Consider the following 14291-nt stretch of genomic DNA (forward strand, 5'->3'; position numbering starts at 1 on the left):
TGAATTAAGGATATACCGGCGTGAACTGCAGTCCGAGCGTCTCGTCCCAGTTCATCAACAGGTTCAAGTTTTGAATGGCTTGGCCGGCAGCGCCTTTGACCAAGTTGTCGATGACGGAGATAAACGTGATACGTCCCGTTCTCTCGTCTATGGAGAAGCCGATGTCGCAATAGTTCGTGCCGAATACTTCCTTCGTCGCCGGCCATGTGCCGTCCGGACGTACGCGAACGAATTTGCGGCCTTCGTAGAACTGACGGTACAATTCTACGAAATCCGCGGTTGCGCGTTTCTCCGTAAGAGTCGCGTACATCGTGCACATAATGCCTCTCGTCATCGGTACGAGATGCGTCGTAAACGTCGTGATGACCGGACGTCCCGCCGCTTCGGACAACACTTGCTCGATTTCCGGCGTGTGCTGATGTTTATTGATTTTATAAGCTTTGAAGTTTTCGTTAATCTCCGAATAATGAGCGCTTAAGTTCAATCCCCTGCCCGCTCCGGACACGCCGGACTTCGCATCGATAATAATGCTGTCCGGATTGATCCACCCGGCTTTCACCGCCGGATACAGCCCGAGCAGAGCGGACGTCGTAAAGCATCCAGGGTTGGATATAAAGTCGGAGGTCGCCACTTGCTCGCCATATACTTCGGCTAGACCGTATACCGCACGATCTACGAGCGCCTGATCGGCCGGCTCGTGTTTGTACCACTGTTTATAAACATCGCCCGATTTCAAACGGAAATCACCGGATAGATCGATGACTTTAAGACCCGCTTCCAGAAACTGCGGCGCGAGCTTCATGCTAATGCCATGCGGGGTCGCCAAGAACACGACGTCCGCCTTGGAACGGATCAAATCCATATCGATTCCGTCCAGAAGGTCCGTACGGATTTCCGTCAAATGCGGGAAACCTTCGGCGATCGGCGTCCCCGCGGCAGATGAGGAGATGACCGACGTAACGGTTACTTTCGGATGAGATTGCAGTAAACGAATGAGTTCGACGCCGCCATAGCCGGTAGACCCGACGATCGCCGCGCGGATTAGTGTAGATTCCATATTAACTCCCCCATGCATAACATTCCTATTGCCAACATCGCGCACTTGGCAAAACCATCCTCATTGTACCTAATAACGACCTCGATGGAAAGAATGGATTGTAGTCAAGCCGTTCTCTTGAGAGGATAAATCGCTTCAGTTGCGTCCGAAATTCGAATTATGTATTATTATACATCCAATGTATTATTTATTCAATGACCGTATTCATTTGCTTGTTCGTTTTATTGGATTTGCCTCTCGTCGTGGAACCCTTCCCCCAGCACCTCGGCCGCGTTCGTAATGATCACGAAAGCATCCGGGTCCACGTCGCGGACAAGCAGCTTCAGCCTTACCACTTCGTTCTGCCCCACTACGGCGAGCAAGACGGGACGCTCGTCTCCGGTATACCCGCCTACCCCTTGCAGCTTGGTCAATCCCCGATCCAATTCATGTAAAATCGCATTCGATACTTGCTCGGGGTGTTTGGAAATAATAAACGCGGCCTTGGAGTTCTCGAAACCGGTCTGGATGAGATCGATCGTTTTGCTGGTCGCGAACAAACCGATGAGCGCGTACAAGGCATTCTCTAACGAAATGAATAACCCGGCGCAGAGGATAACGAGCCCATCCAATATGGCTACCGCAAGCCCCAGACGGATCCCGATTACGCGATGAATGATTTGCGCCGCAGCGGCCAACCCTCCGGTCGACCCCCTTCCCCGGAACACGAGTCCAAGCCCTAACCCGACGCCCAATCCGCCATACAGCGAACCGAGGAGCGGATCGTGAGTCGGCGGCGTCCAATGCGATGTTAACAGCACGAATAAAGGCAAGACAACTGAACCTACCGCGGTCTTAACCGCAAAAGGCTTACCTAAGACGACGACTCCCGCAATGAAAAAAGGAATGTTGAGCGCCCATTGCGAAAGCGCAGGCGGGATATCCGCTAACGTATCGAGAATAACGGATATTCCCGATACTCCTCCGGATGCGATCTGGTTAGGCAACAGGAATAGATTAAAGCTGGCTGCGACGAAAAACGATCCGACCAGCATAAGAATATAACTAAATACCGTTCTCGTGCGAGACGAGAACCGGGATTTCGTTCTGCGATTGTTGGATATCGTAGGGATAGACCGAGTTTGATTATCGTTAGTAGTCATGGATGTTCCTCTTTTCCCGTAATATTCCGTATAAATCAGGGACAACTATGCTCTACATCTGTCGCACCCTGCAAATACTTTGATTGAGCCTATTTCTCTGGAAAATTCTCTTCCCAGCAATGCTCCTTCGAAGGAAATTTGCTTTTGATCTCCCGGTCTGATCCTTTCGGGCTTGAAGGTAATATGCGTTTCGTTATCTCCACCTATCAACTTGCCGTTACGATCGTAGAAGAAGACGACAAACTGGAGCTCGGATGTGTCTACGTTAATTGAAGAAGGATTCTCGAAAGTGGCATCTATCGCTAAAACGGTATTCCCGGGATCCGCATCCTCGAATCGATAACTCAAACTTAGTGTATCCAGATTTGTATAGGGCACAAATACTCCTTCGTCTTTGTACACTTCGAAAGTAGTCTCGCTAGAACCATAATCTTCGCGGAAGGAAATCTCGCTGAGGTAATCCGTGCCGGCGATGTGAACGACTTCTCCTGGCGCAACCGTGCGACGTGGTACGAGTCCAAACATTTCATTCGAAGAGATTGAGGAGTTGGATGTATCATAAGCGTCGTTTTTTACCTCGCCGATAATCACCGGAAAATCGTGCGGATTGGTTATTGTTATGGCTTTTGTTAAATAAACGGTTTCGCTTTCGCCCGGAGGCGTTTCCCCGACGCTAGTATATCCATAAATGCTCTCGGCTTGCTCCAATATTTCCACCGTAGGTTTAACTTCGACTACGGGAACCGTTTTCGGCTTCACTTCGCCGTTCTTCGTATTCCACACGTAAATAATCGCTATCACGATAACCGCAACCAGAAATAAATTAAATCTCCAAACCTTAGCCATGTAAAATCCCTCGATTTCTCTTGATGTAATTTCTCCTATTCATTTATAGACGCTAATGATGATCAAGTAAAGAATCTCCAGCTCCAACGTGCCAAATCATGAAAAAAACTTCCTACACCTATTCGATGTAAGAAGTCTTTTCGGACTACCATGCGATTATTGCACTTCTTGCTTGATTTGGTTGCGTAAATATCCGTCGATAAAGGAATCCAAATCTCCGTCCATAACGGCGCCTATGTTGCCTGTCTCCACAGAAGTACGGTGATCTTTGACCATGCTGTAAGGGTGGAATACGTAAGAGCGGATCTGGCTGCCCCACGCAATGTCCATCTGTTCCCCGCGCACCTCGGCCAATTCCTTTTGTTGCTCTTGGATTTTCAGTTCATAGAGCTTGGACTGGAGCATCTTCATCGCTTTCTCGCGGTTCTGAATCTGGGAGCGCTGCGTCTGGCAAGCTACGACGATCCCCGTCGGCAAGTGCGTAATCCGAATGGCCGAATCCGTCTTGTTGACGTGTTGTCCGCCCGCTCCGCTAGAGCGGTACGTGTCGACTCGCAAATCCTCAGGGCGAATGTCGATTTCGATTTCATCGTTGATCTCCGGAACGACGTCGCAAGATACGAACGAAGTGTGTCTTCTGCCCGAAGCATCGAACGGAGAGATCCGCACGAGCCGGTGAACGCCCTTCTCCGCCTTAAGATAGCCGTAAGCGTTATGTCCTTTGACAAGGATCGTAACGCTCTTGATACCCGCTTCGTCGCCTGGCAGGTAGTCGAGCAGTTCAACCTTGAAGCCGCGCTTCTCAGCCCATCTCGTATACATCCGGTACAGCATTTGAGCCCAATCCTGCGATTCGGTTCCGCCGGCGCCGGGATGAAGCTCCAGAATGGCGTCCAGCTTGTCGTACGGCTGGTTCAACAGCAGTTGAAGCTCGAAGGAGTCGACCTTGCCGGATAAGCCTTTGACGTTCTCCGTCCATTCTTCAACCATTGCTTCGTCCGGCTCTTCTTCGAGAATCTCAAGCATATCCGTCAAGTCCCGGCATTCGCTCTCCAGGCCCTCGAATTGATCGACGACCGCCTTGATCGCGTTCATCTCGCCGATGATAGCTTGAGCTTTCTCGTTATCGTCCCAGAAGTTCGGGTCGCTCATCTTGACCTCGTAGTTCTCGATCTGTTCTTTCTTCAGATCTAAGTCAAAGAGACCCCCTGAGTTGCTGAAGTCGCTTCGCGTTCCCGCGAAGATCTTGCTTAACGGATATATCTAGTTCGAACATGTTGAAATCACCTCATAAAATCTTGTGCAAGCGCTATGAACGTCGCCTTGCGTTAGTCTATGCGACCGTGGCACGATTTGTATTTCTTGCCGCTGCCGCATGGGCATGGATCGTTGCGTCCTACGGCGTTCGCGTCGCGGGTTCTCGGTTTTTTCGGGCCTGCCTCCGCTTTCGCGTCGACGGCTTGCCCTTCGGCAACGGCTTCCCGCTTAGGAGGCGATTGTACTTGCGCCTTCATGACGTACATCGTAATCTCTTCTTCGATCCGCTCGATCATGGCGAGGAACATGTTGTGCCCCTCGAATTGATACTCGCGAAGAGGGTCGTTACCGCCGTACGCGCGCAAGTGAATTCCTTGGCGCAAGTGATCCATCGAGTCGATATGATCCATCCATTTGCTATCGACGGCGCGGAGTACGACCACTTTCTCGAACTCGCGCATCGTATCGATGCCGATGGACTCTTCGCGTTCGTCGTATAGCTTCTCGACTGCATCGACGAGATATTCGACGAGTTCTTCCTTCTCTTTGCCCCACAGATCGTCTTTGCTGACGCGATCTTCCGGCAGGAAATGCTGGTGGGCGTAAGCGACAAGAGCGTCCATATCCCAATCTTCCGGCACGTCGCTATCCGAGCAGTAGCTGTCCACGGCGCGATTGATGACGGATTTGATCATTCCGGTGACGATCTCGCGGATGTTATCGGAGTTCAGAATCGCGCGACGGTCGCCGTAAATTCTTTCCCGCTGCAGATTGATGACGTCATCGTATTGAAGAACGATACGGCGAGTGTCGAAGTTGCTGCCTTCGACGCGTTTTTGAGCGGACTCGATCGCGCGGGAGATCAAGCGGCTCTCGATCGGAGAGTCCTCGTCAAACCCTAAGCGCTCCATCATCCCCATAATATTATCCGCACCGAAGCGGCGCATGAGCTCGTCTTCCATGGACAAGTAAAATTGCGACGAACCCGGATCGCCTTGGCGACCCGCGCGACCGCGCAATTGATTATCGATACGGCGGGATTCATGACGCTCCGTACCCATAATATGAAGGCCGCCGATTTCCGAGACGCCGGATCCGAGCAGGATGTCCGTTCCGCGTCCCGCCATGTTGGTAGCGATCGTAACGGTGCCGTGTTGTCCGGCGTTGGAAATAATCGCCGCTTCTTCGGCATGATACTTGGCGTTCAACACTTGGTGAGATACGCCTTTCTTCTTGAGCATCTCCGAGATCCGTTCGGAATTCTCGATGGAGACGGTACCGACAAGCACGGGTTGTCCGGTGGCGTGACGACGAACGATCTCTTCTACGACCGCGCGGTACTTGCCGTTCTCGGATTTGTATACGACGTCCGGGATATCATGACGAATGTTCGGGCGGTTCGTCGGTACTTGAACGACTTCCAAGCCGTAAATACGTTTGAATTCTTCTTCCTCAGTCTTAGCCGTACCGGTCATCCCGGCCAGCTTCTGGTACATCCGGAAGTAGTTCTGGAACGTGATCGTAGCGAGAGTCATGCTCTCGTTCTGAACCTCGAGCTGCTCTTTCGCTTCGATAGCTTGGTGAAGGCCTTCGCTATAACGACGGCCGGCCATCAAACGTCCGGTGAATTCGTCGACGATGACGACTTCGCCTTCCTGAACGACGTAATCGACGTCGCGTTTCATAATAAAACGGGCGCGCAACGCTTGGTTAACATGATGATTCAGCGTTACGTTCTCGTGGGAGTACAAGTTGTCGATATTAAATGCCCGCTCTACCTTCGTAACCCCGGCTTCCGTCAGGGCGATGCTGCGCATTTTGATATCCACGGTAAAATCTTCGGTATCGGTCAAACGGCTAACTAAGCGATCGGCGGCATAATACAGCTCGGTAGATTTCTGAGCTTGACCGGATATAATCAACGGAGTCCGCGCTTCGTCGACAAGAATGGAGTCCACTTCATCGATGATGGAGTAGTGAAGCGGACGCTGCACCATCTGTTCTTTGTACAGAACCATGTTGTCGCGCAAATAATCGAACCCGAATTCATTGTTCGTTCCATAAGTGATATCGCAAGCATAAGCCGCACGCTTCTCCTCATGGGTAAGGCCATGAAGGTTACAGCCGACTGTCATGCCCAGGAAGGAATAAATTTGCCCCATAAGTGCACTATCGCGCTGCGCCAAATAGTCATTGACCGTAACGACGTGTACGCCTTCGCCTTGCAAGGCGTTCAAATATACGGCCAAGGTACCGACAAGCGTCTTCCCTTCGCCGGTTCTCATCTCGGCGATCTTGCCTTGATGAAGCACCATACCTCCGATTAACTGCACGTCGAAGTGGCGCATGTTCAGCACTCGCTTGGACGCTTCTCTTACGACTGCGAATGCCTCTGGAAGAATGTCATCCAGGGACTCGCCTTTGGCGATGCGGGCACGGAACTCTTCCGTCTTCGCGCGAAGTTGATCGTCGCTTAGTTGGGCGATGGATGACTCCAGGCCGTTAATTTGGTCAACGGTTTTAAGGAGCCGTTTCACCTCACGTTCATTAGCATCTCCGAATATCTTTTTGACAAGTCCCAACATATAGGATGTACCCCTCTCTCTCACGGGTCTAACAACATCTTCTCATTTTATCAGTTTGGAGTATAGGGAGCAAGGAAGGGTATCTGGAAATCGCAAAAAGACCCCGGCTGCTAACAGCCGAGGCTACTTATTATTGTTTATTCAGCGGCTTCGATTAATCCGTATTTCCCATCGTTCCGACGATACACGACACTTACTTCTTTGGTGTCCGTGTTCGCGAATACATAGAAATTGTGCCCTACTAGATTCATCTGAAGAATCGCTTCCTCGACATCCATCGGCTTCAAGTTGAAGCGTTTCGTCCGAACGAGCTCCAGATCGTCTTCTTCATCTCTAGTGAGTGTCGTTACGCCATTCCCGTTGCCGAAGTCTTCCTTAAAGAGCGCTCTAGCCGATCCGGCTTCGCGGAAATTGCGGTTGATTTTCGTTTTGTGTTTGCGGATTTGCCTTTCCAGTTTGTCCACTACAAAGTCAATCGACGCATACATGTCATCTCTCTTCTCTTCGGCGCGCAGCAGCGCTCCTGGAAGAGGGATCGTAACCTCGATAGCCTGGTGGCCTTTCGTGACGCTTAGGGTTACGTTTACATCGGATTGGGGAGGTGCTTCAAAATACCGCTCCAGGCGACTCAGCTTCTTCTCAACGTACTCACGCAAAGCATCTGTTACTTCCATACGTTGACCACGAATGTTGTATTTCATGGGGCACTCCTCCTTTGCATGAATCTATGATAACACACTCTGGGCAGCTGTTTCAAAACATTCCGCAAATAATTTTGAATTTTTAGATAATTTGGCTTATTTGATATAAATTAAGATTCGAGAAATAAAAAACCCCGGATTTCTCCAGGGTAGCGTGGCAATTTCATTACTACATGTAACCCACATCTTGTATGATTGTTCGACGCAGACGCGCCGGTATGATTACACTCTTGTAACGTTAGCTGCTTGAGGACCTCTTGCGCCTTGAACGATGTCAAATTCAACCGTTTGGCCTTCTTCAAGAGCTTTGTAGCCGTCCATTTGAATAGCGGAGAAGTGAACGAACACGTCGCCACCTTGCTCTGTTTCAATGAAACCGTAACCTTTTTCCGCGTTGAACCATTTTACTTTACCTTGCATGTGTTAAACATTCCCTTCATATTCAAATGACGTTAGACGTAAGCATTTGTGCCTAGCCCACATTTCGAATATAACATCAGGTAAAGATTGGTGTCAACGATTTTTTGTAAGCGGTGTCATGGTGCATTCCTTCGAAGACTGCTAGCACTTTTCAATCCAAATGCTTCCGCCGCCGAGCAGACTACCCGGAGGAATCAACTCGCTATAAAACTTTGCGTGGTGCAGACTAAGGTAATGGTTCCACAACTTAATCTTGTACGATTCATTAAACTGCAAAAATGCCCGCAAAATGTATGATTCATTCCACGCTCTTCCTTCATAAATCCATGTCGCCGGCAACTCGAAAGGATAGAATATGTCATGAAAGTGAATGAAAACTCCCGCTTTCAAGCGTGGCAATATGTCGAAAATCAATCTATTTACATCGCTACCGATTTTGGACACATGGGAGCTATCGATAAACAATATATCTCCCGCCTCAAGCTCATCGAACAAGGCTATGTCCACATCTTGAAGTTTCTCTGCTACGATTCGCTGACGTTCTTCTTCCGAGCTCAACAAGGAAAGCAGTCGATCGGGGTACGGCTCGATAAAAGTACAATTCACGTTGCCGTTGCAAAACATAGAATTGGTATCTAGCATAACAGCAGATGAATATCCAGAACCTACCTCTATAATTCTGCGTGGCTTCACGTGCCTAATTATTCCGTATAAACAGAAAGCATCTGCCAATCCAAAATAAAGGTTATCGCCGACGTATCGCAGCCCATTGTTACCGTTCCCACCTACATACGGGAATTCTCTGATATAAACGCTAATCGCTCGCAAAAACGATAATTGATCGGCCACATTCAAGTCTATGCCAGGCAACTCCGATCGGGTACGATCGAACAATTCGCTCTCCCTGGCTCTAATCTCTTGATTCGAAGGATATGGAGAATAATAATGCCCATCCTCATACAAACGAAAATAACCGGCGAGAAAGCTTAAATCTTTAATAAAGAAATATTGTCGCCCTTCTTGAAAACCTAGATTATTCAATTGCGAAGAAATCTGGTTTGCATATGAACTAGCAATCAGTACGGCCAGATGATCCGGGTTTTCCTTAAGCAGAGTTTCGGGGCTCTCTATTTTCTTTCCATTAAACTCCGAGCCCCACTTGTTCGAATCGTTATCTACAAAATACTCTACGTTTAACTCTGGAAACGAATCACACAGCTTGTCGGCGTAACTGCCAGTACCAAAAATTATGATTTTTTTGCTAGTCGTCTCGTTCATCATCTCACATTCCACTCCTCAATTGCTGCGCCACCTGAAGAACAGACTGTATCACGTCTTCCACGTCCTGATCGGACATCTGGGGAAATAGCGGCAACGTCATGGCAGTACGATAGAAGTGTTCTGCATTGGGATATTCTTCACGATCATAGCCCAGTTTCCGGTAATAAGGTTGACGATAGATCGGAATATAATGGACATGTACTCCGATGTTCATCGAACGCAATAGCTCGAACGCGCGGTCTCTCCCTCCCATAACGAGCCCTTCATCCCATCTCACAACGTATAAATGCCAGCTGGAATCCGCCTGCGGAAGTTGATAAGGAATCGTGAGACCGGGAATATTCGAAAAGGCTCGGTCGTACGCTTCTGCGATTTCCCTTCTTCGTTGGATCAAACGGTCAAGCTTATGGACTTGGGAAGCCCCTAGAGCGGCCTGAATATCGGTCATCCGGTAATTGTAACCCAACTCATGCATCTCGTAGTACCACGGACCGTCGTTCCGCTCTAGTAACTCGGGATCTCTAGTCATTCCATGACTTCTAAACATAAGAAGACGATCGCGGTATTGTTCGTTATCCGTAACGATCACACCGCCTTCGCCAGTTGTAATATGCTTCACTGGATGAAAGCTGAACATCGTCATGTCGGCCAGCGATCCTACTCTTCTGTCCGCGTAAGTAGCACCTAGAGAATGAGCCGCGTCCTGGATCAACACAAGGCCGTGATCATGAGCAAGCGTCGACAGACGGTCGGTTTCGGTCGGTTGACCCGAAAAATCAACCGCGATGATCGCCTTCGTTCTCTGCGTAATCTTCTTGGCGGCTCCGTCGGGATCGATGTTATAAGTATCGGAGCGAATATCCGCAAAAACAGGAGCGCCTCCGCAATATAACACACAATTGCTGCTAGCAAGGAAAGTGATCGGAGTCGTGATAACTTCATCACCAGGGCCAATTCCAGCAGCATAACATGCTCCATGCAATGCCGCGGTGCCGTTGCTAAAGGCGACCGCATACTTCGCGCCCGAGTATTCGGCGATCGCTCGCTCGAACTTGTCGATAGCGGGTCCTTGGGTTATGTAAGGACTTCTTAGCACCTGTATGACAGCCTCGATATCGTCTTCGTCAATCATTTGTTTGCCGTAGGGAAGAAAAGTGTCTCTAATCGGATGCTTTGGTTCAGTCATGTCCGGTAAATAGCCTCCATCCGGCTTAAATTAAATTTGTCAATCGTATCCACTGCTCCGTACGACGAATACCTTCCTCCAAGGATACTTCCGGTTTCCAGCCAAGAAGACTATTCGCTTTTTCATAATTACAAAGCAACTTTTGGATCTCGCTCTGCGGATGAATATGCTCAACGTGAGCAATGCGAGATTTATCCCCGACGATAAGCTCCGCAAGATCGTTAATGGTGATATCGCTTCCTAAGCCAGCATTAACGATCTCGCCGTCGACCTTATTGGAATATCCAGCTTCGACGACGAAACGGGCGCAATCTTCAACATACAGCAAGTCACGGGTCTGTGTACCTTCTCCGTAAATATTGAGGGTTTTCCCGGCGAGCTTGTTTTTGATGAAAATAGCGACAACCCCGCCCTCTCCGCCCGTTTTCTGGAAGGGACCGTATGTATTGAATGGACGGATAACGACTGTCGGAAGCCCATAAGCATAGTAGTAAGACAGCACCATATTCTCTGCCGCGATCTTGGCGCCGGCGTAAGGCGACGCCGGTTTAATGGGGTGGATTTCCTTAATGCCTTCTATATCGTTGCAACGATCGTACACCATGCAAGTGCTCATGAAGACGACCTTAACTTGATGCTTCCGACACTGCTCAAGAATATAGAACGTACCAAGGGTATCATTATTGAAAGTGGTTCTTGGATCATCAATAGAATCTTGAACGTTAATAGACGCGCCCAAATGATAACAAACATCGAAAGAATGAGCGGCAAATAAATCAGCCAATAAAGCTTCATTCATCAAGGAACCATGTATAAAGTCTATCAGACCCGGATGGGCTCTGAACTCTTCGATATTCACTTCGCGTCCATTAGATAGATCATCCAATATCCATACGGCATGTCCGTCGTCCAGCAGCCTCTTGGCCACCCATCTTCCAATAAATCCGGCTCCGCCGGTGAGTAGGATATTCATTGGCAGCCTAACCTCTCAATCTTTTATTTAGAATGTATTAAATGAATAGCTACACTTTGTTCTAGATCGTTCCGTTATCTACGCGAATTACCGTCCCCGTTATGGAACGCGACTTCTTCGAGAGCAAGAACAATACCGTACCTGCCACGCTTTCCACGTCCGTTTCTTTCTTTAACGAAGTTCTTTTGTAAATACGTTCCTTCTGTTCCGGCGTTAGAGAAGCGCTCATAGCCGTCTCCATAAATCCCGGAAGACGCAATTGGAGCGTATCCCCTTGCTGCCCCATTCCCTGGCAACGTTAAGAGAAAATGCTTCCATGGCGCCTTTGCTTGCCGCATACATGCTTAATCCTTTGTATCCCGTATGCGTGCTTACGGAAGAAATATGGACGATAGACCCTTCAATGTGGTTAAGCAACATATCCCGTATCGCATACTTCGTTAAGTTCATCGCGGAGAATACGTTAACATGAAACATCTGCTCCAGATTCTCCATGTTTAGGTTGGATACGATGTCGTCATAAGCCGCCGCAGAATTATTCACTAAACCGTATATCGGTCCTATTTTGCGAATTTGTTGCAAATAAAGTTGCTTGATTCCGCTTGAATTCGACAAATCAAAAGAAAGATGCTTGAATCTATCGGGATATTCCGCTATTAGCTGATGGATCGGCTCTTCCGATGAACGGCTTATTCCGATTACTCCATAGTCGGTGTCCGACAGGATTTGGGTAACGATTTCTTTCCCCAGCCCCTTAGAGTCCCCCGTGACGATAATCCACTTCATTTTCTAGCCTTCTTTCCCGTTCTGGTAGTTAGAACTTCTTCTACGAACGTGATGATCCGAGGCACTTTCCATTCCTGCAATTGGAGCGACGCTGCCTGTTTGATCGTTTTTTTGAGCTCTTTCTCTTCAATGCCATGTTCTTTCACGATATCCGCGACAAGAATCATGCCGGTTACGCTATTTTCCTTGCCTTTTACTAACGCATCAACAACGCCTGGAACCTTCATCAATATATTTTCTACTTCTATCGGATTTACTTTGTATCCGCCGACGTTAATGAGATCCGATTGCCGCGATAGGAACTTGAAACTAAATCGATCGAGTTGTTCCACCAGGTCGCCCGTATTAAACCATTCCCCATCCAGCGCCAAAGACTCCGAGGCTCCCAACAACGCTCGATGAATGAATAATCGGTTCTCCTTGATGGTTGCATAAGGCTGTATCGATTCCGGAATGTGGAATATATCGCCTCTCGCGACAAACAAACTCCCCGCTTCCGTAGACGCATATATATTTCTTATAATCGCCTGAGGAAAGATTGGCTTGAATACATTCTCTAAAGCCGAATCGTACTTCTCCCCGCCGAAAGCGATACTTCTCACGCCGGTAAAGACTAGGTTATTAAGATAATGGACAGTATTTCTATAGAACGTCGCCGTGGCCGAAATATGGGTGATTGAATATTTCTCGAAAAGCTGGGGAAAATTCTTAGGTTGCTCGTCAAAAAAATAAACCATCATGTTTCCGTTCAGCAGGGCTTGAAAAAACACTTGTAATCCAGCCATATGAGTCGGGTTATAGGCAAACGCCCAGTTGGCCCCATGGAACTTATCGCTTACTTTAATATTCCTAGTTAAAGTATGAAAAGAATGGCTTACCTTTTTGGGTCGTCCAGTCGTACCGGACGTATATAAGGTCAAAGTCCATTTTTGATTTTGTTTAATTCGAAGGAACAGATCGTCCGTATCCTTAACGCAAATCCGCATATCCGCTTCAGCTGTGACTGATAACGCATGCTTCTCAATCCCGAGGTTTTCGAGCTCTTGCTCGGAAAAATCGCCGTCGAGCAGTTCAAGGGAATAATCGTATACCAAGCTATGAATGATCGATAAGAATATTTCATAGGGCCTGTTATGTTCGACGTATAAGTAGGGGCTGTAACGCCTTTTACTATTCAGATCCTCGATTAACTTGCCATACGTATATTGACGCTCCCCATGAACTAGAAAGATAGGCTCCATTGGTTATTTCCCTTCAATCCGCGAAATGATCTCTCCGATCGTCTGAACGATGCCGTTCTCGAAAATGTCGACTTCATATTCAGCTTCGATCCGAACCGTTAATTCGGCTAACATTAGAGAATCCATGTTTAAGTCGTCTCTTAAGTGCATGGAATTTTCCAGACTGTCGATCGGCTGTCTTCCGGACTCCTCGAACATATCGTTTACTATCTCTAATAATCGCTCCATTGAACCCGCCTCCTGATGATATACTTAGTCCTCGAACCGTCCAATATATTTCTTGAATTTAGCAGACTTCAATTCCCACTGATCTTTGGCTAGCTCCAGAAGATAAACATCATGAAATTTATCATACTTATAAACGTGTTCTTTATAAACGCCTACGTCTCTATATCCATGAAGTTTATGAATTTTCATGACGTTGTCGTTGCCTTCCATCACTTCGGCCGTAATCTTCCGTAAGTTCCGCTCGCTAAACACATAATTATATAAGTAAGGAGGAATAATTCCCCCATAAATTCTATATCTCTCTTCACCGATATAATATCCCCAGCTAGTCCTTTTGTTCGTCTCGTCGATTCCGTTCAACGAAATAACGCCTACTAAAACGCCTTTTATGGATATGACCCAGTACTTATCCGAGGAAGATTGCGAGATTCTCGCATGCCACTTTCTCTGATTGTCCAAATTATGCTCTATATCGTTGTACATATACCGAGTGACGTCGGGATCCGTTCTCCAGCCTAAGACTTGTTCGAGGTGGCACTCTTGCAACTTGACGAATTCGAACATGACACCCTCCAACTAATGGTTTTG

The 14291-nt window shown here is 48.1% G+C and carries 13 protein-coding genes and 1 pseudogene; all 14 read right to left on the minus strand.

Annotated features, from left to right (window positions below; genetic code table 11):
- Positions 1-4: 4 nt before the first annotated feature.
- The 14 genes and pseudogenes from argC to pseH all read right to left on the minus strand — a co-directional run bounded on the left by argC (position 5) and on the right by pseH (position 14267).
- Positions 5-1057, minus strand: a complete 1053-nt coding sequence (gene argC, locus FPL14_RS11020; RefSeq protein ID WP_182302987.1) for an N-acetyl-gamma-glutamyl-phosphate reductase — start codon at positions 1055-1057, stop codon at positions 5-7.
- A 221-nt stretch (positions 1058-1278) separates the two neighbouring features.
- Positions 1279-2199 (minus strand): YitT family protein, encoded by a 921-nt coding sequence (locus FPL14_RS11025; RefSeq protein ID WP_182302988.1) that lies wholly within the window; start codon positions 2197-2199, stop codon positions 1279-1281.
- Positions 2200-2244: 45 nt separating this feature from the next.
- A complete protein-coding gene (locus FPL14_RS11030) occupies positions 2245-2958 on the minus strand; it encodes a hypothetical protein (protein ID WP_182302989.1) in 714 nt (237 codons plus the stop codon).
- Positions 2959-3201: 243 nt separating this feature from the next.
- A protein-coding gene (prfB, locus tag FPL14_RS11035; protein WP_182302990.1) for a peptide chain release factor 2 occupies positions 3202-4321 on the minus strand; the annotation gives its coding sequence in 2 pieces (ribosomal slippage) (positions 3202-4242 and positions 4244-4321; 1119 coding nt in all).
- Positions 4322-4373: 52 nt separating this feature from the next.
- Positions 4374-6887, minus strand: a complete 2514-nt coding sequence (gene secA, locus FPL14_RS11040; protein ID WP_182302991.1) for a preprotein translocase subunit SecA — start codon at positions 6885-6887, stop codon at positions 4374-4376.
- Positions 6888-7024: 137 nt separating this feature from the next.
- Positions 7025-7588 (minus strand): ribosome hibernation-promoting factor, HPF/YfiA family, encoded by a 564-nt coding sequence (gene hpf, locus FPL14_RS11045; protein WP_182302992.1) that lies wholly within the window; start codon positions 7586-7588, stop codon positions 7025-7027.
- Positions 7589-7810: 222 nt separating this feature from the next.
- On the minus strand, positions 7811-8008 hold the full coding sequence (locus FPL14_RS11050; protein ID WP_115993872.1) for a cold shock domain-containing protein: 198 nt from the start codon (positions 8006-8008) through the stop codon (positions 7811-7813).
- Positions 8009-8149: 141 nt separating this feature from the next.
- Positions 8150-9289 carry a class I SAM-dependent methyltransferase gene (locus FPL14_RS11055; protein ID WP_220471233.1) on the minus strand — a complete coding sequence of 380 codons (1140 nt, stop codon included), beginning with the start codon at positions 9287-9289 and terminating at the stop codon, positions 8150-8152.
- A gap of 1 nt (position 9290) precedes the next feature.
- Complete coding sequence (gene pseC / locus FPL14_RS11060; RefSeq protein WP_182302993.1) at positions 9291-10475, minus strand: UDP-4-amino-4,6-dideoxy-N-acetyl-beta-L-altrosamine transaminase; 1185 nt, start codon at positions 10473-10475, stop codon at positions 9291-9293.
- Positions 10476-10500: 25 nt separating this feature from the next.
- On the minus strand, positions 10501-11448 hold the full coding sequence (locus FPL14_RS11065) for a dTDP-glucose 4,6-dehydratase (RefSeq protein ID WP_182302994.1): 948 nt from the start codon (positions 11446-11448) through the stop codon (positions 10501-10503).
- Positions 11449-11509: 61 nt separating this feature from the next.
- Positions 11510-12234, minus strand: a pseudogene (locus FPL14_RS11070) (SDR family NAD(P)-dependent oxidoreductase).
- Complete coding sequence (locus tag FPL14_RS11075; protein ID WP_182302995.1) at positions 12231-13475, minus strand: ANL family adenylate-forming protein; 1245 nt, start codon at positions 13473-13475, stop codon at positions 12231-12233. Before FPL14_RS11075 ends, FPL14_RS11070 begins: the two are co-directional and overlap by 4 nt.
- A 3-nt stretch (positions 13476-13478) precedes the next feature.
- The gene (locus tag FPL14_RS11080) at positions 13479-13703 is read right to left on the minus strand and encodes an acyl carrier protein (RefSeq protein WP_182302996.1); all 225 of its coding nucleotides are present in this window, start codon (positions 13701-13703) and stop codon (positions 13479-13481) included.
- Positions 13704-13727: 24 nt separating this feature from the next.
- The gene (gene pseH, locus FPL14_RS11085; RefSeq protein WP_182302997.1) at positions 13728-14267 is read right to left on the minus strand and encodes a UDP-4-amino-4,6-dideoxy-N-acetyl-beta-L-altrosamine N-acetyltransferase; all 540 of its coding nucleotides are present in this window, start codon (positions 14265-14267) and stop codon (positions 13728-13730) included.
- Positions 14268-14291: the final 24 nt, after the last annotated feature.

The sequence above is a fragment of the Cohnella cholangitidis genome, assembly GCF_014107495.1.
Classification (GTDB): domain Bacteria; phylum Bacillota; class Bacilli; order Paenibacillales; family Paenibacillaceae; genus Cohnella; species Cohnella cholangitidis.

What these genes read in the sequence shown, in the direction of transcription:
- argC (WP_182302987.1), bottom strand. Translation starts at nt 1,057, where the DNA reads ATGGAATCTACACTAATCCGCGCGGCGATCGTCGGGTCTACCGGCTAT.
- FPL14_RS11025 (WP_182302988.1), bottom strand. Translation starts at nt 2,199, where the DNA reads ATGACTACTAACGATAATCAAACTCGGTCTATCCCTACGATATCCAAC.
- secA (WP_182302991.1), bottom strand. Translation starts at nt 6,887, where the DNA reads ATGTTGGGACTTGTCAAAAAGATATTCGGAGATGCTAATGAACGTGAG.
- hpf (WP_182302992.1), bottom strand. Translation starts at nt 7,588, where the DNA reads ATGAAATACAACATTCGTGGTCAACGTATGGAAGTAACAGATGCTTTG.
- FPL14_RS11050 (WP_115993872.1), bottom strand. Translation starts at nt 8,008, where the DNA reads ATGCAAGGTAAAGTAAAATGGTTCAACGCGGAAAAAGGTTACGGTTTC.
- FPL14_RS11055 (WP_220471233.1), bottom strand. Translation starts at nt 9,289, where the DNA reads ATGATGAACGAGACGACTAGCAAAAAAATCATAATTTTTGGTACTGGC.
- pseC (WP_182302993.1), bottom strand. Translation starts at nt 10,475, where the DNA reads ATGACTGAACCAAAGCATCCGATTAGAGACACTTTTCTTCCCTACGGC.
- FPL14_RS11065 (WP_182302994.1), bottom strand. Translation starts at nt 11,448, where the DNA reads ATGAATATCCTACTCACCGGCGGAGCCGGATTTATTGGAAGATGGGTG.
- FPL14_RS11075 (WP_182302995.1), bottom strand. Translation starts at nt 13,475, where the DNA reads ATGGAGCCTATCTTTCTAGTTCATGGGGAGCGTCAATATACGTATGGC.
- FPL14_RS11080 (WP_182302996.1), bottom strand. Translation starts at nt 13,703, where the DNA reads ATGGAGCGATTATTAGAGATAGTAAACGATATGTTCGAGGAGTCCGGA.
- pseH (WP_182302997.1), bottom strand. Translation starts at nt 14,267, where the DNA reads ATGTTCGAATTCGTCAAGTTGCAAGAGTGCCACCTCGAACAAGTCTTA.